The organism is Paraburkholderia sp. EG304 (assembly GCF_046543485.1).
Lineage (GTDB): Bacteria > Pseudomonadota > Gammaproteobacteria > Burkholderiales > Burkholderiaceae > Paraburkholderia > Paraburkholderia youngii.
In genome coordinates this window covers 278375-299681 of sequence record NZ_JBKGUA010000003.1, presented here as the reverse complement: position 1 = coordinate 299681, position 21307 = coordinate 278375, and the positions used below count along the sequence as shown (strand labels likewise).

The 21307-nt window shown below is 64.3% G+C and carries 17 protein-coding genes and 1 pseudogene; 8 read left to right on the top strand and 10 right to left on the bottom strand.

Annotation, left to right across the window (positions count from 1 at the left end; genetic code table 11):
- Window positions 1–54 precede the first annotated feature (54 nt).
- Entirely contained in the window at window positions 55–885 is an 831-nt protein-coding gene (locus ACLFKU_RS05750) for a VOC family protein (protein WP_410848453.1), read from the top strand.
- 40 nt (window positions 886–925) lie between these two features.
- Here the strand turns inward: ACLFKU_RS05750 and ACLFKU_RS05745 are convergent, their stop codons facing one another.
- The 4 genes from ACLFKU_RS05745 to ACLFKU_RS05730 are packed head-to-tail and all read right to left on the bottom strand — an operon-like array spanning window position 926 to window position 5602.
- Window positions 926–1726 (bottom strand): ABC transporter ATP-binding protein, encoded by an 801-nt coding sequence (locus ACLFKU_RS05745; RefSeq protein WP_368717440.1) that lies wholly within the window; start codon window positions 1724–1726, stop codon window positions 926–928.
- The gene (locus ACLFKU_RS05740; RefSeq protein ID WP_410848452.1) at window positions 1723–2592 is read right to left on the bottom strand and encodes an ABC transporter ATP-binding protein; all 870 of its coding nucleotides are present in this window, start codon (window positions 2590–2592) and stop codon (window positions 1723–1725) included. The genes ACLFKU_RS05745 and ACLFKU_RS05740 overlap by 4 nt, the downstream gene beginning before the upstream one ends.
- 11 nt (window positions 2593–2603) lie before the next feature.
- A complete protein-coding gene (locus tag ACLFKU_RS05735; protein ID WP_410848451.1) occupies window positions 2604–4427 on the bottom strand; it encodes an ABC transporter permease in 1824 nt (607 codons plus the stop codon).
- Entirely contained in the window at window positions 4424–5602 is a 1179-nt protein-coding gene (locus ACLFKU_RS05730; protein ID WP_410848450.1) for an ABC transporter substrate-binding protein, read from the bottom strand. The genes ACLFKU_RS05735 and ACLFKU_RS05730 overlap by 4 nt, the downstream gene beginning before the upstream one ends.
- Window positions 5603–5940: 338 nt before the next feature.
- Between ACLFKU_RS05730 and ACLFKU_RS05725 the strand changes: the two genes are divergently transcribed.
- From ACLFKU_RS05725 to ACLFKU_RS05705, 5 genes are all read left to right on the top strand, one after another.
- Entirely contained in the window at window positions 5941–6951 is a 1011-nt protein-coding gene (locus ACLFKU_RS05725; protein WP_410848449.1) for a LysR family transcriptional regulator, read from the top strand.
- Window positions 6948–8453 (top strand): NAD(P)-binding domain-containing protein, encoded by a 1506-nt coding sequence (locus ACLFKU_RS05720; protein WP_410848448.1) that lies wholly within the window; start codon window positions 6948–6950, stop codon window positions 8451–8453. The genes ACLFKU_RS05725 and ACLFKU_RS05720 overlap by 4 nt, the downstream gene beginning before the upstream one ends.
- 14 nt (window positions 8454–8467) lie before the next feature.
- The gene (locus ACLFKU_RS05715) at window positions 8468–9037 is read left to right on the top strand and encodes a CMD domain-containing protein (RefSeq protein WP_410848447.1); all 570 of its coding nucleotides are present in this window, start codon (window positions 8468–8470) and stop codon (window positions 9035–9037) included.
- Entirely contained in the window at window positions 9034–9609 is a 576-nt protein-coding gene (locus ACLFKU_RS05710; protein WP_410848446.1) for a peroxidase-related enzyme, read from the top strand. Before ACLFKU_RS05715 ends, ACLFKU_RS05710 begins: the two co-directional genes overlap by 4 nt.
- A gap of 125 nt (window positions 9610–9734) precedes the next feature.
- On the top strand, window positions 9735–10910 hold the full coding sequence (locus ACLFKU_RS05705; protein WP_410848445.1) for an ABC transporter substrate-binding protein: 1176 nt from the start codon (window positions 9735–9737) through the stop codon (window positions 10908–10910).
- 53 nt (window positions 10911–10963) lie between these two features.
- Here ACLFKU_RS05705 and ACLFKU_RS05700 read toward each other — a convergent pair whose 3' ends face one another.
- Entirely contained in the window at window positions 10964–12286 is a 1323-nt protein-coding gene (locus ACLFKU_RS05700) for an LLM class flavin-dependent oxidoreductase (RefSeq protein ID WP_410848444.1), read from the bottom strand.
- A gap of 289 nt (window positions 12287–12575) precedes the next feature.
- Here ACLFKU_RS05700 and ACLFKU_RS05695 point away from each other — a divergent pair.
- Window positions 12576–12867, top strand: a pseudogene (locus ACLFKU_RS05695) (co-chaperone GroES).
- 13 nt (window positions 12868–12880) lie between these two features.
- Window positions 12881–14521 (top strand): chaperonin GroEL, encoded by a 1641-nt coding sequence (gene groL / locus ACLFKU_RS05690; RefSeq protein ID WP_368581548.1) that lies wholly within the window; start codon window positions 12881–12883, stop codon window positions 14519–14521.
- A gap of 132 nt (window positions 14522–14653) precedes the next feature.
- Here the strand turns inward: groL and ACLFKU_RS05685 are convergent, their stop codons facing one another.
- The 5 genes from ACLFKU_RS05685 to ACLFKU_RS05665 form a co-directional block, all read right to left on the bottom strand.
- Window positions 14654–16009 (bottom strand): LLM class flavin-dependent oxidoreductase, encoded by a 1356-nt coding sequence (locus tag ACLFKU_RS05685; RefSeq protein ID WP_410848443.1) that lies wholly within the window; start codon window positions 16007–16009, stop codon window positions 14654–14656.
- Between the two features lie 41 nt (window positions 16010–16050).
- Window positions 16051–17400 (bottom strand): LLM class flavin-dependent oxidoreductase, encoded by a 1350-nt coding sequence (locus tag ACLFKU_RS05680; RefSeq protein WP_410848442.1) that lies wholly within the window; start codon window positions 17398–17400, stop codon window positions 16051–16053.
- A 21-nt stretch (window positions 17401–17421) separates the two neighbouring features.
- The gene (locus tag ACLFKU_RS05675) at window positions 17422–17766 is read right to left on the bottom strand and encodes a DUF3088 domain-containing protein (protein ID WP_018436380.1); all 345 of its coding nucleotides are present in this window, start codon (window positions 17764–17766) and stop codon (window positions 17422–17424) included.
- Between the two features lie 105 nt (window positions 17767–17871).
- Complete coding sequence (locus ACLFKU_RS05670; RefSeq protein WP_410848441.1) at window positions 17872–19095, bottom strand: acyl-CoA dehydrogenase family protein; 1224 nt, start codon at window positions 19093–19095, stop codon at window positions 17872–17874.
- Between the two features lie 519 nt (window positions 19096–19614).
- Complete coding sequence (locus ACLFKU_RS05665) at window positions 19615–21204, bottom strand: ABC transporter substrate-binding protein (RefSeq protein ID WP_368581544.1); 1590 nt, start codon at window positions 21202–21204, stop codon at window positions 19615–19617.
- Window positions 21205–21307 lie beyond the last annotated feature (103 nt).

The following is a 21307-nucleotide window of genomic DNA, read 5'->3' as shown; positions in this document are numbered from 1 at the left end:
TTTTGGCGGCAGGCTTCGCATACTCGGACCACCCTACTGTGGACCTCGCTCGTCATGTCTCTTTCAATCGACCACATCGTGATCCGCGTGCAGGATCTCGAGCAGACCATCGCCGATTTCACTACGCTTGGCTTCACCGTGCAACGCGGCGGCACGCACGCCGACGGCGCCACACATAACGCGCTGATCGGTTTCGCCGATGGCAGCTACATCGAACTCATCGCCTTTCTGCGCGACGCACCGGAGCATCGCTGGTGGGACGCTAGCCGTCGCATAGGAGATGGTTTCGTCGACTACGCGCTGCTGCCGCAATCGGTTGCCAGCACCATCGCCGCGGCACGCGAACGAGGTCTCTCTTACGACGGCCCCCTAGCCGGCGGACGTCTGCGTCCCGATGGCGAGCGCCTCGAATGGCAGATCGGCAAGCCGTCGAGCGCGGATCTGCCGTTCCTGTGCGGCGACGTGACGCCGCGCCGCCTGCGCGTGGCCGAAGGCGACGTTCGCCATCATGCGAACGGGGCGCACGGCGTCGCGAACATTACGCTCGCGGTGCACGACCTGGATGCGAGCCTCGCACGATATCGCGCGCTGCTCGGAGAACCCGACGTGCAGCGCGCGCCGCTGCCTGGTTACGACGTCGCATTGGCGATCCTGTCGCTTGGCGCGACGACGCTCACGCTTGCAAGCCCAGCCCGCGAAACCCGTCCGCCAGCCGAAGGTCTTGCCGCTGACCTTCGGCACCACCTCGCCTCGCGCGGCGAAGGGGTTTTCGCGGTCGCCCTGGAGACGTACGTCGATGGCGCCGCGCGGCGCCTCGAGCGTACGCTCGCCCATGGCGCCATCATCGAACTGGTAGCAAACCCGTCGATCCGACGCGACCGATAGCGTCGCGCGGCGAGCGAAACACCAGGCGATCCGGCGCCGCTCACGACGCCGTCTGCGCCGCCAGCGATCCGCCGAGATAAGCGTCGCGAATGCGCTGGTCGCCGAGCAATTCGCTCGCGGTGCCGGACAACACCATGCGCCCCGTCTGCAGCACGTAGCCACGATGCGCGATCTGCAGCGCGAGGCTCGCGTTCTGCTCGACCATGAAGAACGTGATGCCCTGCCGGTTGATGGTCTGGATCAGGTCGAGCACCTTGTCGACGTATAACGGCGACAGGCCCATCGTCGGCTCGTCCATGCAGACCAGCGCGGGGCGGCTCATCAACGCGCGCGCCATCGCCAGCATCTGCTGTTCACCGCCGGAAAGCGTGCCGGCCCGTTGGGTCAGCCGCTCTTTCACGCGCGGAAACAGTTCGAGCATGCGTTCGTAGTCCTCGCCGATGCCCGCGCGGTCGTTGCGCGTGAAAGCGCCCATCAGCAAGTTTTCGCGCACGGTCATGTCGCCGAAAAGCCGCCGGGCCTCCGGCACCGAAGCGATGCCTCGCCGCACGATCTGCGAAGTCGGCAGACCGTTCAACGGCTTACCGTCGAAGCTGATGGTGCCGGCTCGCGGTTTGTGCAGTCCAAGAATCACCTTCATCGCCGTCGATTTGCCGCTCGCATTGCCGCCCAGCAGGCTGACGATCTCGCCGCGCCCGATGCTGAGATTCACGCCGAAGTGCACCTGGATCTGTCCGTAGAACGTGTCGATCTGTTCGAGTTTCAGCAGCGGCTCGGTCATGGCGGCTTGTGTGGAGGCTAATGGGTTCGGCGCAAGCAGATGCAGATTTGATGTCTTCATGCTGCCGCCGTTTCGTTGCGGCCGGCAGCCGCGCCGACCTGACGGTGTCCAAGGTAGGCCTCGATCACGGCGGGGTCCTCGCGCACCTCGGCCGGCAGGCCGGAAGCGATCTTGCGGCCGTCTTCGAGCACGAGCACGCGATCGGAAAGCTGCATCACCAGGTCCAGCTTGTGTTCGATAAGCAGGATGGTGAGCCCGTCGCGCTTGAGTTCGAGTATCAGTTCGAGCATTTCGGCGGTTTCGGACTCGTTCATGCCGGCGGTCGGTTCGTCGAGCAGAAGGATGCGCGGCCGCAGCGCTAGCGCACGCGCTATCTCGACGCGCCGGCGATTCGCATAGGACAGGCTGTGCGCCGGCTGATCGACTCGCGGCGACAGGCGCGTACCGAAGCGGGCCAACAGCGTCGTCACTTCTTCACGCAGCGCGGCGTTTTCGCGACGTACCGATGCAGGCCCGATCAGCGCGCGCAACGCTTCCGCGAATGCCCCCACCACCGGCCAGCCGCAGCGCGTCATCGCAAGCCTTGCGTGCGCGCCGATCAGCACGTTATCGAGCACGCTCAGATTGCCGAATACCCGTCCATGCTGGAACGTGCGAGCGACGCCGCGCGCGGCAAGCTGCTCGGGCGCCATGCCGGTCACGTCTTCGCCGGCGAATCTCACCTCGCCGGCGTCCGGCGCGTCGATACCGGTCAGCAGATTGAACAGCGTGGATTTGCCGGCGCCGTTCGGACCGATCACGCTCACGCATTCGCCGCGCGCAACCGACAGGCTCACCTCGTCGACAGCCACGAGACCGCCGAAACGGCGCGTAACGCGCCGCACGTCGAACAGGATATCCGTGCCGCGTGGCAAAGAAGATGTCATGGTCGCCTCCGTCATACCGAACCGAACAGCCCTTGCGGCCGGAAGCGCACGAGCAGCAACAAAATCATGCCGTAAATCAGCATCCGGTAGTCGGCGGCAAAACGGAACAGTTCCGGCAGGCTGATCAGCGCCACCGCACCGGCGACCGCGCCGATCACGCTGCCGAGACCGCCGAGAATGACCATCGTCAGCGCAAGGATCGACACTTGAGAGTCAAAGGTCTGATAGTTGATATAGCTGTACAGGTGGGCGGCGATCCCGCCGCCGATGCCAGCCGCGAGGCCGCCGCAGGCGAACGCGATCGCCTTGTAGCGATTGGGGCGGATGCCATACGCGCGCGCCGCCACGTCGTCCTCGCGGATCGCGCGCCACGTGCGGCCCAGGTGCGAGTTCAGGAGCCGCGCCTGCAGCATTGCGAGCAGCACGAGCACCGCGAGCGTGAACCAGTAGACGGCGCGCACGCCCGTCAACTGCCACCCGAACAGCGACAGCGGGGCAATGCCGGTGATGCCCACCGGACCGCGCGTCAGGCTGTCCCAGTTGAGCACCACGAGGCCGATGATTTCACCAATGCCAAGCGTCGCAATCGACACATAGTGGCCGCGCAGCCTGAACGACGGGTAAATCAGCACCGTGCCAATCGCCGCGGTGATGAGGCCGGCGAGCGGAATCGTCAAAGCCGGCGACCAGCCCAGATTGACGGACAGCAGCGCCGACGCATAAGCGCCGATCAGCAGCAGCGCCGCATGCCCTAATGAAATCTGCCCGACCGTGCCCGCGACGAGCGTCAGACTGAGCGCCAACAGCCCATAGATCCAGCCGTTGGTCAGCGTCTGCAGCACGTACGACGACGGCACGACGAGCGGCAGCACGAAGGCGAGCGCCACCAGTGCCACGATCGTGCGACGCGCAACGTGCAGCGCGCGGCGGTTCGACAGAAACGTGCCGGTCAGCGGCTCAGGCGGCAACCGGCGGCTGGCGCTGAAGAGACCATTTGGCCGCCAAACGAGAAACACCAGCAGCAGCACGAACGCGAAGAGGTCGCGATAGCTGGTGCCGAACAACGCGACCCCATAGCTCTCGACCAGACCGAGCAGCAAGCTGCCGGCAATCGCGCCGGGCACGTTCCCCAGGCCGCCGATCAGCAAGGCGACGACGCCCTTCAACGTCGCCTGAAAGCCCATCGCCGGATCGATGCTGTTGTAGTACATGCCGACGAGCAAGCCGCTCAGGCCGCCGAGCCCGCAGGCGATCGCAAACACGGCCTGATTCACGGCATTCACATTGACACCCATCTGCTGCGCGGCATCGCGATCCTGCGCGGTCGCGCGCACCGCCCAGCCGAGCCGCGTGAAGCGCAGGAACAGGTAAAGCATGCCCGCCGCGCCGATGCCGATTGCCGCAATCAGCAGATCGAGCGAGCCGATGGCGGCCCCGCCAAGCGATAGCGTCCAGTCGGGCAGCGAACTCGGCACAGGACGTGGATCGGGCCCGAACACGATCTGCGCGAGCTGGTCGAGCACGAAGCTGATACCTATGGTGGCGAGCAGCGGCGCAATACGGGCCGCGCCTTGCAGCGGCCTGAGGCCAAGCCGTTCGATCAGGATGCCGAGCAGCGCGCAGCCCGCGACCGTCGCGAGCAGCGCCACGGGTAGCGGCAAGCCGAGCCGCGTCAGACATAGCCAGCCGATGAAGCCGCCCACCATATACACCGAGCCGTGAGCGAAATTGATCAGATGCGATACGCCAAAGATCAGCGCGAGGCCGACCGCGAGCAGCGCATAGATATTGCCGACGATCAGGCCGTTGACCGTGTAGTCGAACCAGGCGGTCATGGCGTATGCACGGCGCTCGCCCCATCCCACAGAGCGAATTTGCCGTCCTTCACGACGAGTTCGAGATTCTTCGCGCCTGCCACGCGGCGCGTCTGCGGATCGAACCTGAACTTGCCGAAGATCACGCTCGGTACATCGCTGATCTTCGCAAAGCCGTCGCGCACGGCCGCGCGATCCGCGCCGTAGCGGCGAATCACTTCGCCCGACAGGATCATCGCGTCGTATGCGCGCGCGGCAAAGGTGTCCGGATCGGCGCCGTATCTGGCGCGGTAGCGCTGCACGAAGCTTTGTACTTCAGGACGCGGATCGCCGGGGAAGAAGTTCGACTCGGTGTAGACGCCGTTCACCGCAGGGCCGCCAAGATCGATGAATTTGGGTGAATACACCGAGCCGACCGCCGCGATCGGCGTGCTCACACCGGCCGCTCGCGCCTGGCGAACGATCTGGGCACCGTCGGAATAGTAGGAGATCAGCACGATTGAGTCGGGCTGTTCGCTTCGCACGCGCGTGAGCGTCGCGCGAAAATCCTTCTCGTTCGGTTGATACGCTTCGGCCGCGACGACCTGCGCGCCGTCCGCGCTCGCGGCCTTTGCGAAGATGTCCTTGCTGGTGCGACCCCAGTCCGTGTTCAGATAGAGCACGGCGATCTTCCTGAAGCCGAGTCCTTTGGTCACATAGTGCGCGAGCAGCGGCTGTTCCTCGGCCTGGCTGATCGCGGTACTCCACATATAGTCGCCGCCTTTCGTGAAGTCGGGATGCGAATTCGTAAAGCCGAACTGCACGAGACCCGCGCGCTGATACACCGGCGACGCGGCCATCGACGCACCGCTCGACAGATCTCCCAGTTCCAGCAGGATGCGCTTGTCGTCGGCGAACTTCTGTGCGATGGCTACGGCCTGACGCGGATCGCTGCGGCTGTCCTCGAACTGATAGCTGAGCGGATGGCCGTTGATGCCGCCGTTGCCGTTGATCTGATCGAGCGCGAGATCGAAGCCGCGCCTCCATTGCTCGCCGTACTGCGCATCCTGGCCGCTCAGCGGTCCGGTCACGCCGACCCAGTAAGGATCGGCCGCGTGCGCCACGGGCATCACGCCGCAGGTTGCCAGCGCCAGCGCGCCGGCCAGGTGAAGCAGTGAGCGGATCGCGCCACGCTTGTTGTTCCACAGAATCGCCATACAGGTCTCACGCATTCGAATTGAGTGAGGCCATGTAACCATGTCGCGCGGACGCGGGCCAACGAAGATACGCGACGAAGCTTATTCCATTGCATTAGCAAAGCTTTTGACGACGAATGCCGAAGCACTTTAGAAGCGCCCTCGGTACAGGATCGGATTACAAAAAACTCCTTGTTTCAGGCACTTTTCCGCGATCGATGATCGTAGTCAACCGACCGCTATTGAGTACATAGGCGTCGGCGATTCGTCGTTTTCATCAATTACATAGCGGAATTTATTATAAGAATTGCGCATTCAAGCGCTCCTAAAATGCACCCATCACATGGATGAGGCATTGCATGGAGTTGCATCAACTCGAAGCGTTCTCCGCAGTCATGTCGACGGGCAGTATGACCGGGGCCGCTCGTATGCTCGGCCGCTCGCAACCCGGCGTCACGAGAACAATCCAGGATCTCGAACAGGAGATCGGCTACGCGTTGTTCGACCGTAAAGGACCTCGCGTCACGCCGACGAGCCGCGCGTTCCGGCTTTATGGCGAAGTCGAGCGCTCACTGATCGGCCTGGCCGCTATCGAGGCCAGCGCGCGGGCGATCGGCCGCGACGAGACCATGCCATTGCGCGTCGTTGCGACACCCGCGCTCGCCGCGACATTGGCGCCACGTGCAATCTCAAAGCTCGCGCAGGCAGGCACACGGGTCGACACGCAATTGCGCAGTGCGTCCGCCGAGCAGGTCGTCGAGGCGTTGCTGTCACGTTCGGCCGACATCGGCATCGCGACATTGCCGCTCGATCATGCGGCGCTCGACGTGCACTACATCATCGAGGCGCCCTGCGTCGCGGTGCTGCACCGAAACGATCCGCTCGCGCACGAGGCCGTGCTGCGACTCGCGTGGCTCGCGGGCAAGCCGGTCGCCACGCTGGCGAACCGTTATCGGCTGCGTAGCCGCATCGATCGCGCATTCGACGAGGCCGGCGTCGCGCTTCACGTTGCACTCGAAACGAATGCGTCGCTCAATGCGATGATGGCCGCGCAACAGCAGCTCGGCGTCGCCATCGTTGATCCGGTGACCGCTTTCGGCATGCGCGTCGCGGACGTCGAGGTCAAAGCGCTCGATGTGCCTATTCCGTTTCTGTATGGCGTCGTCACGCTTTCCGGCCGTCCCCGCAGCGACGACGTCAACGCAATGATCGATGCGCTCGCGGAGGTATCGCACGGGCTGCTGCCCGGAGCCATGCGTCACGCAGCGTCACGGCATGGCGCGCTGGTTGCCCACGACCAGGCGGATGGAGCGCAAACCGCCGCCCAATCGCCCACTTTCACTCACCGCGACATCGGGACCACTGCATGAGCGCAACGACTCCTTTCCACGCCGCTGCCGGACTGAACGCGCTCGAAGCGCGGCTTCGCGAGGATCTCGCCTGGCTCGAGCTTCCCGCGCCTTCGTGGGTGCCCGCGCGGACATCGGCCGGCCAACGTGTGCTCGATGTGGCCATCATCGGCGCCGGCATGGCCGGGCTGACCGCGAGCGCCGAATTGCGCCTGCTCGGCATCGACAATCAGCGGCTCTTCGATCAGGCGCCGGCCGGTCAGGAAGGACCGTGGATCACCTACGCGCGAATGCAGACGCTGCGCTCGCCCAAGCAACTGACGGGGCCCGCACTGCGCTTGCCCGCGTTGACGTTTCGCGCGTGGTACGAGGCCCAGTTCGGCCGCGAACAATGGCACGCGCTCTACAAAATTCCACGCGTGCAATGGATGGACTACCTGCGCTGGTATCGGCGCGTGCTCGATCTGCCGGTCTCCAATGACACGCGCGTAGAGAAACTGCAGACGCGCAGCGACGGTCTGATCGAACTCGTGCTGTTGCGCGGAGCGGTCAACGACCGCAAAGATGCGCGGCGCGAAACCGTGCTTGCTCGTCATGTCGTGCTCGCGACCGGCCGTGAAGGACTTGGCGGCCCGTACGTTCCCGACGTGGCCCGCGACATTCCGCGGCACTTGCGCGCGCACTCGTCGGACCCGATCGACTTTGCCGCGCTGCGCGGCAAACGAGTCGGTGTGGTCGGCGCGAGCGCATCCGCGTTCGACAACGCCGCGAGCGCTCTCGAGGCGGGGGCCGGGCGAGTCGATCTATTCGTGCGGCGCGCCGCGCTGCCCCGTATCAACAAGCTGACCGGCATCGGTAGTCCCGGTCTCGTTCACGGGTTCGCGAATCTGCCCGACGCCTGGAAGTGGCGCTTCCTGCACTATTCGGCGCAAACGCAGGCTCCACCGCCGCGCGACAGCGTGCTGCGGGTCGCCGCTCACGCGCAGGCTCACCTGCACCTGGCGAGTCCGCTGACGGGGTTGCGCCACGAAGGCGACACGATCGTCGTCGACACGCCCCGAGGTCAATACACGCTCGACTACCTGATCTTCGCGACCGGCTTTCACTCGGAAATCGACACGCGCGACGAGTTTGCGCCCATTGCGCCGCACGTGCGCCGCTGGCGCGACCGCTTTACACCGGCGGCGGAATTGCCGAACGAAGAACTCGCCAGCTCGCCGGACCTCGACCGCAACTTCGCCTTCCAGGAACGCGTTCCCGGGGCCTGCCCGGCGCTCGCGCGCATCCACTGCTTCAATCACGCAGCCAGTCTGACGCACGGCAAGGTCGCCGGCGACATCCCCGCGATCAGCGACGGCGCGCAGCGGCTCGCGCGCGCGATCGCCGCAATGCTGTTCGACGCCGACCGCGATACGCACTACGCGGCGCTGCAAGCCTTCGACACCGCGGAACTCGCGGGAGACGAATGGGACGACGCCGATGCCACTGCCGGCACGGTGGCCGCCGACAACGCTGCCCTCTAATGGACCCACATCTGATGTCTTCATCCGCTGATTCCCTATCGGCCACCACCATAGCCGATGACTTCGTCGCGCAACTCGCGGGATTGGCGCCCGACGGCGCGACCGCGGCTCTGCGCGCGTTTCGCGGCGACGCGACGCGTTATACGCAAGGCAGCCACGACGCGCTCTTCTCGACCGATGTCGCCGATCTGACGCTTCGCGAACGCCTCTTTGCGGCGTGGTATGCGGCGCTGTTGTCGAATTCGGAGCAGACGGCACTCGCATATCGCGAGCGTCTGCTGACACTGGCGGCCGCGGCTGACGCGCAAACTGAAACCACGAGGTCGCTTCTCGATGCAATCGCCGCACAGCGCGCGGTTCCCGCCGCGTCGATGGCAACGACGGACCAGCGGCTCGTCGCGATCCTGCGTCACACGGAAGCCTTGACGCTGCGTCCCGCCGCGACCGGAAAGCCGGCGCTCGCAACACTGCAGGCTGCCGGCCTCACGACGCGCGCCATCGTCGCGCTATCGCAGCTCGTCGCGTTCGTCACGTACCAGGTGCGGGTCGTCGCCGCGTTGCGCGCATTGGAGGCACGAGCATGAGTTCCGATCACGGCTTTACGACGCAGACCCTCGGCTGGTCCGCATGGCTCGATACAGTCGCGCTCGAACAGGCATCCCCCGAGCAGACCGCGGTACTCGAAGCGAGCCACCCGCAAGCGAAGACTTCCGATTACTACCTGTTGCTGGTCCACCAAGCGGAAATCCTGCGGCAACGATCAGGCGCGTTCAACAGCATCATGTATGCGCCGGGCGGATTGTCGCGAGCGGAGCGCGAGTTCGCGAGCACGGTGGTCTCGCGTGTGAACGGATGCGTGTATTGCGCGTCGGTGCATGCGCAGCGTTTCCAGCAACTCGCGAAGCGCGAGGACGTCATCCAGCAGATCTTCGCCGCGCCTGAAACGGCGGGTACGACCGAACGCGAGCGCGCCATCGTGCGATACGCGATCGATCTCACGTTGCAGCCGCAGGCGCTCACGCCGGAATCGCTCGATGCGCTTCGCCGCGCGGGGCTCGACGATGCGCAGATTCTCGATCTCAGCCACACGATTGCGATCTTTGCCTGGGCCAACCGCTTGATGCTGACGCTGGGCGAACCGGTGTTTCCGGCTTGACCGGGACCGCCGCGTCGACTTCGCAGTAGTGCGGTCCCCAGCGAATGAATATGACAATCGCTTCGTTGCCGCACGATGCGATGCGTTAGAGACTTGCAGTCCCACTCACTACGAGAGAATCCGTCATGTATGCCTCGCGTTTCTCCGCGCTGCACCGGCGACTTTTCACGCTCGCCGGCGCGGTAATCGTTTTCTCGCTTTCCGCCGTTTCTTCTGCGGCGCCTGCCAGCGGCGAGCCGGTTTTCTTCGGCGTCAGCGGACCGCTGACGGGTCCGAACGCGCAATACGGCGCACAGTGGAAAGCCGGCTTCGACCTCGCGCTCGATGAAATCAACCACGACGGCGGCATTGACGGCCATCCGCTGCAGTACGTGTTCGAAGACAGCCAGAGCGATCCGCGCCAGGCGGTCGCGATTGCGCAGAAGTTCGTCGACGACAAGCGCATCCTGATCGAACTCGGCGACTTTTCGAGCCCCGCTTCGATGGCGGCCTCGCCGATCTATCAACGCGCGGGCCTCGTCCAGTTGGGCTTTACCAACTCGCACCCGGACTTCACGAAAGGCGGCGACTTCATCTGGAGTCCGTCGGTCAGCCAGGCGGATGCGCAACCGCTGCTCGCGGATCTGGCCGTCAAGCAGGGCTTCAGGCGAGTCGCCGTGCTGTTCCAGAACACCGACTGGGGCCGCGCGAGCAAGGACGTGTTCGTGAAGGCAGCAGCCGCACGGGGGGCGCAGGTAATCGCGACCGAAGGTTACCAGCCCACCGATAAGGACTTTCGCGCGACGCTGCTGCGCGTGCGCGATACCAAGCCTGACGCGCTCGTGCTGATTTCGTACTACTCGGACGGCGCGCAGATCGTGCGTCAGGCCCGCACGGGCGGCATCACGCTGCCGATCGTCGCGGCGAGTTCGGTGTACTCGCCGAAATTCATGGAACTCGGCGGCGATGCCGTAAACGGCGTGACCACCAACACGAGCTTTTTCCCCGGTGACCGGAGCCCTGAAGTCCAGCGCTTTGTTCGCGACTTCCAGGCGAAATATCATCACGAGCCCGACGCGTTCAATGCGTTCGCCTACGACGCCACGATCATTGCCGCTTACGCGTTGCGCACCGGCGGACTCGATCGCCATGGCGTGCGTGATGCGCTCGCGAAGTTGCATGACGTGCCGAGCGTCGTCTTCGGCAAGGCGACGTTCGATCCGGCGACTCGACGCGTGATCGGTGTAAAAAGCGTCAATCTCGTCGTCGAGAACGGACAGTGGGCGCTGCTTGGCAGCAAGCCCGCACTGGCGGCCAGGTAGCGGCACGCACATTCGCGCGGGCCGCCTGCCGATGCGGCCCCGCGCGATTCGCCTTATGAGGCAAAGAACCGGTTCGCAGGTCGTGGCAGCCCAAGATTCTCGCGCAGGGTCTTGCCTTCGTACTCGCGCCGGAACAGCCCCCGCTTCTGCAACTCGGGAATGACTTTGTCGACGAAGTCGTCGAGGCCGGCCGGAAGATGCGAGAACATCACGTTGAATCCGTCGGAGCCTTCTTCCAGCAACCACTGCTCCATCTGATCTGCGATCATCCGGGCGGTGCCGATCATCTCCAGCCCGGAGTATCCGCCGATGCGCTGCGCGAGCTGACGGATTGTCAATCCATCGCGCTGCGCCCATTCCACGACTCGTTGCCGCGCGGTACGGCTTGCGTTGGTCTCGGGAATTTCCGGCAACGGGCCGTCCGGATCGAGACCGGATACATCATGCCCCAACGCGATCGACAACGAAGCGATGCCGCTCTCGTAGTGGACGAATGTATCGAGCCGCTCACGCGTTTCGCGCGCCTCTTCGAGCGTATCGCCCACCACGACGAAAGCCGCCGGCAAAATCTTCATGTGATCGCGCGAGCGGCCGAGTTTCTCCATGCGGCTTTTTACGTCGGCGTAGAAACGCTTCCCGTCGGCCAGCGTGGTTTGCGCGGTGAACACGACTTCGGCCGTTTCCGCGGCAATCTGCCGTCCCGCCTCCGATGAGCCCGCCTGCACGATCACGGGCCAGCCCTGAATCGGCCGGGCAATATTCAACGGACCGCGCACCGAGAAGTTCGCGCTTTTGTAGTTCAGCACGTGCAGCTTTTGCGGGTCGAAGAATGTTCCGCTCGCCGTGTCGCGGATAAAAGCGTCGTCGGCCCAGCTATCCCACAGACCTGTGACCACGTCGAAGAACTCGCGGGCGCGCCGGTAGCGCTCGTCGTGTTCGACGTGCTCGTCGAGGCCGAAATTGAGCGCCGCGTCTGGATTCGATGTCGTCACGAGATTCCATCCAGCGCGGCCACCGCTGATATGGTCGAGCGAGGCGAACCGCCTTGCAACGTGGTACGGCGCGTCGAAGGTCGTGGACGCGGTCGCGACGAGACCCAGCCGCTCGGTGACCGCCGCGAGCGCGGGCAGCAGCGTGAGCGGCTCGAACGAGGTGACCGTGTGGCTGTGCCTGAGGGCGTCGAGCGGCATGTTGAGCACCGCGAGGTGGTCGGCCATGAAGAACGCATCGAAGCGGCCACGCTCGAGCGTCTGCGCAAAACGCTTCAGATGCCCAAAATTGAAGTTGGCATCAGGATAGGCGCCAGGATAGCGCCATGCACCGGTGTGGATCGTCGTGGGGCGCATGAAGGCGCCGAGGCGAAGCTGACGTGACATGAATCGACCTCAATCGGGAACAGGTCGCGCCAGTGTAATGCGGCCGCGCTGACGCTGCCTGGCGGCAACTCGATTTCGATTTGCAGACCGACAGCAGCGACGTTCAAAGTCCGCCGTATGCAGGCGCTTTATGCCTGATGCGCTGCGTACGGACGAATCGATTTCCTTCCTCGAGTGCTTTTCATATGCGCAAACATTGGTTGGATTTGCGCTGGCGCCGACTTACCTTCCTGAATCTGGCGCCGTGGAGCGCATTGTCAACAGCTACCCATCAGGAAGGAAATAACAGATGAGCCTACGTCCTTTACATGATCGAGTGATCGTCAAGCGTCTCGGTCAGGAGACCCGCACCGCGTCTGGCATCGTGATCCCCGACAGCGCCGCGGAAAAGCCCGACCAGGGCGAGATCCTCGCTGTCGGTCCCGGCCGCCGCGGTGACGATGGCAAGCGTGTCGAACCGGACCTGCAGGTCGGCGATCGCGTGCTGTTCGGCAAGTACTCAGGCCAGGCGGTAAAGGGTCGACGGCGACGAACTGCTGGTGCTGCGCGAGGAAGATATCGTCGCAGTCGTTCAAATTTGAGGAGAAAGCAAACATGGCAGCCAAAGAAGTCGCTTTCAGCGACAACGCGCGTTCCAAACTGGTTGAAGGCGTCAACCTGCTCGCCAATGCGGTGAAAGTGACGCTCGGGCCGAAGGGCCGCAACGTTGTGCTCGAACGCAGTTTCGGCAGCCCGGTCGTGACGAAGGACGGCGTGTCCGTCGCGAAGGAAATCGAGCTGGCCGACAAGGTGCAAAACATCGGCGCGCAGCTCGTCAAGGAAGTCGCGTCCAAGACCAGCGACGCCGCGGGCGACGGCACGACCACCGCGACCGTGCTCGCACAGGCGATCGTGCGCGAAGGCCAGAAATACGTCGCGGCGGGCCTCAACCCTCTCGATCTGAAGCGCGGCATCGACAAGGCCGTCGCCGCGGCCGTCGACGAACTGAAGAAGATCAGCAAGCCCACGACCACCAGCAAGGAGATCGCCCAGGTTGCGACGATCTCGGCGAACGGTGAAGAATCGATCGGCCAGCGCATCGCCGAAGCGATCGACCGGGTCGGCAAGGAAGGCGTGATCACCGTCGAAGACGGCAAGTCGCTCGCGGACGAACTCGACGTCGTGGAAGGCCTTCAGTTCGACCGAGGGTATCTGTCGCCCTACTTCATCAACAACCAGGACCGGCAGCTCGCCGCACTCGAACAACCATTCGTGCTTCTGCACGACAAGAAGATCGCGAACATTCGCGATCTGCTGCCGATACTGGAACAGGTCGCAAAGTCCGGCCGGCCGCTTCTGATCATCGCGGAAGACGTCGAAGGCGAAGCACTCGCGACGCTCGTCGTGAACAATATTCGCGGCATTCTGAAGACAGTCGCGGTGAAGGCGCCAGGCTTCGGCGATCGGCGCAAGGCGCTGCTCGAAGACATCGCGATCCTCACCGGCGGCCAGGTCATTGCGGAGGAAACGGGTTTGACGCTCGAGAAAGCGACGCTCGCCGAACTCGGCGAGGCCGCGCGCATCGAGGTCGGCAAAGAAAACACCACGGTTATCGATGGCGCCGGAGAAAAGGCCAGCATCGAAGCTCGCGTCAAGCAGATTCGCGCGCAGATCGCGGAAGCAACCTCGGATTACGACCGTGAAAAGCTGCAGGAACGCGTAGCGAAGCTCGCGGGCGGAGTCGCCGTCATCAAGGTGGGCGGCGCGACGGAAATCGAGGTGAAGGAGAAAAAAGACCGCGTCGATGATGCGTTGCACGCGACACGCGCCGCTGTCGAAGAAGGCATCGTTCCGGGCGGCGGTGTCGCGCTGATTCGCGTGAAGCAGGCGATCGCCGCACTTCAGGGCGCGAACGCGGATCAGAACGCCGGCATCAACATCGTTCGTCGCGCGCTCGAAGAACCGTTGCGTCAGATCGTCGCCAATGCGGGCGAGGAACCGAGCGTGATCGTCGCCAGGGTGGCCGAAGGCAGCGGCAATTACGGCTACAACGCCGCCACGGGCGAATACGGCGACCTCGTCGAAACCGGCGTGGTCGATCCGACGAAAGTCACGCGTACGGCCCTGCAGAATGCCGCCTCCGTGGCGAGCCTGCTGTTGACGACCGACGCCACCGTGCACGAAGCGCCGAAAGATGCGGCACCGGCTGCGTCGCCGGCGGGACCTGGAGCCGGCGGTCCCGGCTTCGACTACTAATCGAACTGCTCGAGCCTGCTGACGCCGTGAGGCGTCGGCGCAACGCGCCGCGCATCGCGACCGTCGATGCGCGGCGCGTTGTTTTGAGGGGGCAGGCCGCAATCGCTTCGTGTGCCCTGCCCCGATCCTGATTCAATCCGTCACGGCGTCACGCTGGTAGCGCGACACCGGCTGTCGCAAGCCGAGATGCTCGCGCAACGTGCGGCCTTCGTATTCGTGGCGAAACAGGCCTCTGCGCCGCAATTCCGGCAGCACGAGCCGGATGAAGTCGTCGAGACTGTTGGGAAGCAACGCCGGCATCACGTTGTAGCCGTCTGCGCCGTAGTTGACGAAACGCTCCTCGAGCGCATCAGCTATCTGCTGCGGCGTGCCGACCAGTTGCCAGTGCCCGCGTGCGCCAGCCACGCGCAGATAAAGCTCGCGGATCGTCAGGTTCTCGCGCCGCGCCAGTTCGAGGGTCAGCGACTGGCGGCTCTTGCTCGCGTTGGTTTCGGGTAGTTCGGGGATCGGCCCGTCGAGCGGATAGCCCGACAGATCGAAGCCGCCGCTCAGCGTGGACACCAGCGCAAGACCGACCGCGGGGTCGATCAGTGCCTGCAGCGCATCGAACTTTTCGCGCGCCTCGCGCTCGGTCTCGCCGACGATTGGCATCACGCCCGGCATGATCTTCAGGTCGTCGGGCTCGCGACCGTATTGCGCGAGGCGGCCCTTGACGTCCGCGTAGAACGCGACCGCGTCTTCGAGCGTCTGTTGCGCGGTAAATATGACTTCCGCGGTGCGCGCCGCGAGCGCCTTGCCCGCTTCCGACGACCCGGCCTGCACGACGACGGGCCGACCCTGCGGCGAGCGTTCGACGTTCAGCGGTCCGCGCACGTTGAAGAACTCGCCGCGATGATCGAGCACATGGCGTTTCGCGGGATCGAAGTAGCGTCCCGCTGTCTTGTCGCGCACGAACGCGTCGTCGTCCCAGCTGTCCCACAGTCCGGCGACCACTTCCGCGAATTCGACGGCGCGCTCGTAGCGCCGCGCATGCGCAAGATGTTCGTCGAAGCCGAAGTTCTTCGCCTCGTGCGCGCTCGACGACGTGACCAGATTCCATCCTGCGCGCCCCGCGCTGATGTGATCGAGCGACGCAAACTTGCGCGCGATGTGATACGGCTCGTTGAAGGTCGTCGAAGCGGTGCCGACGAGGCCGATACGTTCGGTCAACCCGGCCAGTGCCGAGAGCAGCGTGATCGGCTCGAGCTGGGCCACATAGCTATGCGCGGTGCGACTCAGGAAATCGACATTGTCGCCGCGCGTGCCCGAGCCGTCGGCGAGAAAAATCAGATCGAACTTCGCGGCTTCCGCTGCCTGGGCAAGCTGCACGTAGTGGCGAAAGTCGCGGCCGGCATCCGCATGCGCGTCCGCATGACGCCACGCGGCGATGTGATGTCCGGTCGGATAGAGAAACGCGCCGAGGCGCAGATGTCCTTTGCGTTGGCTCATGATCTGTGCGAGTCGTTGATCTGGCGGTAAGGTGGCGCAGCCTATGCGCTGTCGCGCCAGCGTTGCGGGTTCGATGGACGGTCCAGTCCGAGGTGCTCGCGCAGCGTCGTGCCCTCGTATTCGCTACGAAAAATGCCGCGCTGCTGCAGGATCGGCACGACGCCATCGACGAAATCTCGTAACCCGCCGGGCAGCGCATCGGGCATCAGGTTGAAGCCGTCGGCCGCGCCGCCGTCGAACCAGCGCTCGATGTCGTCCGCGATCTGCTCTGGCGTGCCGACGATCACCCGGTGACCGGTGCCGCCCGCCAGCGCACGGATCAGCTCTCGTACGGTATGGCCATGACGGCGCGCCTCGGCGAGCGTCGCGTGAAAGAACGTGTGGTTTCCGTTGCCGCCGCCGGGCAGCGCGAGATCGTCGGGCAACGGCGCGTCGAGCGTCAGACGCTCTACGTCGATGCCTAGCGTACCCGCGAGGCGGTTCAGGCTGTAGCGCCACGGAATCTGCTCGACGAGTTCATCGCGCCGGCGCAATGCTTCGCTGTGAGTCGCGCCGATGATCGTCGTCAGACCGGCGAGCACCTTGACGGGCGGGCGGCCATAGGCGGCTGCCCGCTCGTTCAGATCGCGCCGGTAAGCCGCCGATTCCTCGAATGATTGCGACGCGGAAAAGACCGCTTCTGCATGACGGGCTGCCAGCTCCCGGCCATCTGCCGACGCCCCCGCCTGCACCACCACAGGATGCCCTTGCGGGGAGCGCGGCAGGTTCAGCGGCCCTTGTACGTCGAAGTAGCGGCCGCGATGCGCGATCGCATGCACTTTTGCAACGTCGACGAAACGGCCGCCGGCTTTGTCGCCGACGAACGCGTCGTCCTCCCAGCTATCCCATAGCGCCTTGACCACCTCTGTGAATTCGGCGGCCCGCTCGTAGCGTTGCGCATGGTTTGGTACCGCGTCGCGGCCGAAATTGCGCGCCGATGGCAGGTCGGCGGTGGTCACGACGTTCCAGCCGGCGCGGCCGTTGCTGACGTGATCGAGCGTCGCAAAGCGCCGGGCGATGTTGTACGGCTCGTTGTAGCTGGTCGACGCAGTGCCGATCACGCCGATGTGCGTCGTCGCCGCCGCGATGCTGGCGAGCAGCACCGTCGGTTCAAGCGCGGTGATGGGGCGGAAGTCGATCTGGTCGACGATCGCTGCATTGTCGGCGAGGAATACCGCGTCGAGCTTGCCCGCCTCGGCGATCCGCGCGACGCGCACGTAGTGATCCGCATCGACGAACGCGCGTGGCTCGGCCTCGTCAAGCCGCCATGCCGAGGGCACGAAACCCGAGTGCAGAATGTTGACGTTCAGATGCAGGCGGCGCCGCGCGGCGCGTGCCGGAAGACGACTCATCGGCGATGACCTCGCGTTGGATCAGTGGACTTTCGGAAAACCGTGCCGCTCGGCGAGCAGGTCGAGGATGCGGCGCGGGTCGGTGACGAAGCGCCGCTCCCCGAGCGAGTCCGCATCGGCGGGCGCGGGCTGTTCGTCGCCGAACACGAGCGCGGGCAGCCCCTGATGCGCTTCATCGAGCGCTTCGATCACGGCCTTGCGAGGCCGCTCGAATGGCACGCGCAGCACGTCGAGCCGTCCTACGCGCGCGGGGTCGCTCGCAAGCAGCCCTTCGATCGGGGCGCCATGCGGACAGATAAAGCGTTCGCCGGGATGATGCGGGTCGGTGAATCCCGGTTCCAGCAGGATCAGAAGGTCTCGGCTCATTGCGCAGGTTTCCTCAAAAGATGTGCAACCAGACTGGTTGGCAGGCTGGCGACGCTATCTCGCCACCAGGAGAATCGCGGATTGATATGCCCCACTCGGCGTTGGCTAGAACACACGTCCTTCCGTCAGATGCGTCGTCACGCCGTTCAGCTCGTAATCGCCGATCACGCGAGCCTTATGCAACAGCGGGTTGTGGTTGAAAATCGTGCGCAGATTGCGCCAGTGCCGGTCGTAGTTGTGCGCGCGCGACGTCGCCGACGCGCCGCCCGCCTCGAACATGCGCTCCGCCGCGTAAAGCGCGAGCTTGCTGACCACCAGCTGAGTGCGTGCAGTCGCGAGTGCGCCCTCCAGCACGAGCTCGGGCGCATCGGCGGCGCCCTCGCGGATTGCCCGCGCCGAGCGGTCGAGCACGCGTGCGTTATCCCGCACGAGCGCATCGATCGTATGGCTGTGCGCGCCCAGATCGCCGATTACCTGCTGGATGAAGGCATCCTCGCGCGCGGAAGGCGCGGGGCTGTGCAATGCGGGGCGGCCATGCCGCAACACGTAGTGCTTCGCATCGGCGACAACGTTGCGCACGATGCCTGCCGCCACTGCCACCAGATGCAGTTGCCGCAGCGCTCCGCCATGACGCCCAACAAGCGTCGTCTGCACGCGCGGCGTCACTTCGTCGTCGCGAACCAGCAGGTTGTCGAATTCGAGGCTGCCGCTTGCCGTCATGCGTTGCCCCATGCCGTCCCAGTCGTCTAGCACACGCAAGCCTTCGCGCTTCACCGGCACGATCGCGAGCACCGGGTCGCCGTTCTCGTCCTGCAGGTTCAGGCGCGCGAAGTCGGAGAACGCCGTGCCGGTCGCGTAGTACTTGCGGCCGCTTAGGCGGTAGTGCGCACCGTCGCGGCGCAACTGGGTCGTGATTTCGCCGGGGCGCGAGGTGCCCAGCTCAGTCGAGGCGCCGCCGAAAATCGCGCCATCGGCGATGCGCTGAATCTGGATCTCGTTGAACGGCGTGCGTGGCGACAGCAGTAATGCTTCGACCTGGTCGAAGTGGATGCGTAGCGCGTGCGCGAGATTGCTGTCCGCGGCCGCAAGCGTCGCGATGAGCTCGAACTCGTCTTCGAGCGAACCGCCGAGTCCGCCCCATTCGAGCGGCAGGCGCAGGCGTGCGAGGCCGGAGCGGCGGAACAATGCGAAACCGTCGAACGGCAATTCGCGGCGCGCTTCCCGTGACGCGGCGTCTTGCGCCAGGGCATGCGCGAGCGCGGGTAACGACGCCAGCGCGGTTCTTAGGCGCTCGTGCGCAGCGGTGGTATGTTGATCGGATTCAGCCATTCGTCGTTCCTCATACTGGACAGGCGGACCGGCACACGTGCGCCGGGCGTCGGATTTCATCGACAGGACAGCGTGCCAGTATAGGGACGCGCATCAGCGCGGATAACAACCGATTTGCGCTTACGTTATTCGCGTGTCTGCAATGAAAATGCCGCGACCTCGATGTGCGGCGCACATTGCGAGAATTTGCGCGAGCACGGTGCGCAACCGCAGACATAGCGACGGCCGTGTTTGTCCGAACGGCCCAGGGCACGCTAAAGCAACAGGCGAGCCGTGCTGCGAACGCGGCGCGCTTCAAAGCTCAGAAATGCTTGCGATGTGAGCGATTGCGATAGCGCGGGTGCCCAGGGAGAATGCGCAAAGCCGTCGCGCCCGCTTGTCGTATCGCGGGCGGCCGCCAAAGAGATGTCACCCGAGTGTCGTCGGGTGACGTTAGGACGAAGGTCGGGAGGCCGCATTGGCGCTTCGCGAGGCGCGAAGCGAGCGGCGCTTGCGTCCCATAGCCGCTAGCGAACCGCTTTACGGCTGAATATACAGATCGGCGAAACTGCCACGAATCCCTTCACCCGTCGGCGCGTAGTCCTTCACTTTCTTCGCAACGATCGTGATATTGGGATTTGCACCGAACTCGATCGATGGGATGTCGTCATGAACGAGTTGCTGGAACTGTATGAATAGCTGCCGGCGCTTTGCATCGTCCGTTTCCACCGATGCTGCTTCCAGAAGTCGATCGACTTCCGGACTGGAGTAATGCGCGGCATTCGAGAACGGCAGCCCGACCTTGAAGTTCTTCGACCAGAACACCCGCTGCACGCCAACCGTCGGGTCGAATGCATTCGACAGTGCTTCGAGCGTGATGTCGAAGGCACGATCGGTGTAGGCCTTCTTCACGTAGGTCGCGAAATCGTAGCTTTCGACCTCGCCGTCAATGCCGATTCGCGCGAGCGATTGCCGCACGAAATCGGCGGCACGCGGGTCCTGGAACGGGTTGAAGAGCAGGCGCAGTTTGAAGCGCTTGCCGTCCGGTCCACGTTTCAATCCGGCGGCGTCGAGCGCCGCATTGGCCTGGGCCACATCGTAGGGGAAGTAGTGAATATCGGCGTCGTGGTACTTCGTATTCGCCGCGCCGATTGCGGCCGCGGACACCTGGCCATAGCCATACCAGACGACCCGGTTCAATGCATTGACGTCGACCGCTTGCGAAATGGCCTTGCGTACCGCCCTGTCCTTAAGAACCGGCGTGTCCAGATTGAAGATCAGCTGCTGGTGGTTGCTGACGTACGGCCAGTTGGTCGTATCCACGGTGAAGTTCGGCAGCGTCGCGAAGCGCTTCACATCCGACAGCGGAATCGCCTGGTCGCCGAGGTTGGCCGCGCCGGATTCGAGCGCCGCCGCACGAGCGGCAGCATCGGGCAGGAAGCGCACGAGAATCTTGTCGATGTACGGCTTCGGTTTATCCCAGTAGTCCGGATTGCGTTCGAGAAGAATATAGCTGCCATGCACGAACGACTTGTAGATGAACGGGCCCGTGCCGACCGGAGCGCTGTTGTATGGGCTCGAAACGATGTCCGTGCCTTCGTACAGATGTTTCGGGATGATCGGCGATTCGGTGCCCGCTAGCGCGGTCAGCAGGAACGGCGCCGGCTTCGACAATTCGATCACCGCGGTGTAGGGGTCCGGGGTCTTTACGTCGGTCACGTTCGCGAACGTGCTTCGGCCCCGCGGATGCACCTGCTTGAGCGTGAGAATCGAGAACGCAACGTCGGCGGACGTGAAGGGCTTACCGTCGTGCCACTTCACGCCCCGGCGAAGCGTGAAGCGATACTCGAGCCCGTCTTTACCGACCGACCATGCGGTCGCCAGCAGCGGTTGCGGATTCAGATTCTTATCGTAGGTCAGCAGCCCCTCAACCACCTTGGGACCGATCTCCGCGTTGCCGCCGGCAGTGGTCGTCAAGGGGACGATCGACGCCGGCTCCGGGGTGACGAGCCATGTCAGCGTGCCACCGTGGTTGGGCTCGGCCTGCGCGGCAAGCATGCCGGCGCACATCGTCGTCGAACTGATCAATACCCCGAAAGCGTATCCGTACCACCTGTTTCGCATGCTCATAGTTGACCTGTTTTATTGTAAGAGTCATGGATACTAAGGCGCTTTGAACGGCTCGAAAAACAAGCAAAAGTGATTTGCTTTGCATCGCCGTTTCAGATCTCTG

Bases quoted from the DNA above. Each gene is read 5' to 3' on its own strand.
- ACLFKU_RS05750 (WP_410848453.1), top strand. From the start codon at position 55: ATGTCTCTTTCAATCGACCACATCGTGATCCGCGTGCAGGATCTCGAG.
- ACLFKU_RS05745 (WP_368717440.1), bottom strand. From the start codon at position 1,726: ATGAAGACATCAAATCTGCATCTGCTTGCGCCGAACCCATTAGCCTCC.
- ACLFKU_RS05740 (WP_410848452.1), bottom strand. From the start codon at position 2,592: ATGACATCTTCTTTGCCACGCGGCACGGATATCCTGTTCGACGTGCGG.
- ACLFKU_RS05735 (WP_410848451.1), bottom strand. From the start codon at position 4,427: ATGACCGCCTGGTTCGACTACACGGTCAACGGCCTGATCGTCGGCAAT.
- ACLFKU_RS05730 (WP_410848450.1), bottom strand. From the start codon at position 5,602: ATGGCGATTCTGTGGAACAACAAGCGTGGCGCGATCCGCTCACTGCTT.
- ACLFKU_RS05725 (WP_410848449.1), top strand. From the start codon at position 5,941: ATGGAGTTGCATCAACTCGAAGCGTTCTCCGCAGTCATGTCGACGGGC.
- ACLFKU_RS05720 (WP_410848448.1), top strand. From the start codon at position 6,948: ATGAGCGCAACGACTCCTTTCCACGCCGCTGCCGGACTGAACGCGCTC.
- ACLFKU_RS05715 (WP_410848447.1), top strand. From the start codon at position 8,468: ATGTCTTCATCCGCTGATTCCCTATCGGCCACCACCATAGCCGATGAC.
- ACLFKU_RS05710 (WP_410848446.1), top strand. From the start codon at position 9,034: ATGAGTTCCGATCACGGCTTTACGACGCAGACCCTCGGCTGGTCCGCA.
- ACLFKU_RS05705 (WP_410848445.1), top strand. From the start codon at position 9,735: ATGTATGCCTCGCGTTTCTCCGCGCTGCACCGGCGACTTTTCACGCTC.
- ACLFKU_RS05700 (WP_410848444.1), bottom strand. From the start codon at position 12,286: ATGTCACGTCAGCTTCGCCTCGGCGCCTTCATGCGCCCCACGACGATC.
- groL (WP_368581548.1), top strand. From the start codon at position 12,881: ATGGCAGCCAAAGAAGTCGCTTTCAGCGACAACGCGCGTTCCAAACTG.
- ACLFKU_RS05685 (WP_410848443.1), bottom strand. From the start codon at position 16,009: ATGAGCCAACGCAAAGGACATCTGCGCCTCGGCGCGTTTCTCTATCCG.
- ACLFKU_RS05680 (WP_410848442.1), bottom strand. From the start codon at position 17,400: ATGAGTCGTCTTCCGGCACGCGCCGCGCGGCGCCGCCTGCATCTGAAC.
- ACLFKU_RS05675 (WP_018436380.1), bottom strand. From the start codon at position 17,766: ATGAGCCGAGACCTTCTGATCCTGCTGGAACCGGGATTCACCGACCCG.
- ACLFKU_RS05670 (WP_410848441.1), bottom strand. From the start codon at position 19,095: ATGGCTGAATCCGATCAACATACCACCGCTGCGCACGAGCGCCTAAGA.
- ACLFKU_RS05665 (WP_368581544.1), bottom strand. From the start codon at position 21,204: ATGAGCATGCGAAACAGGTGGTACGGATACGCTTTCGGGGTATTGATC.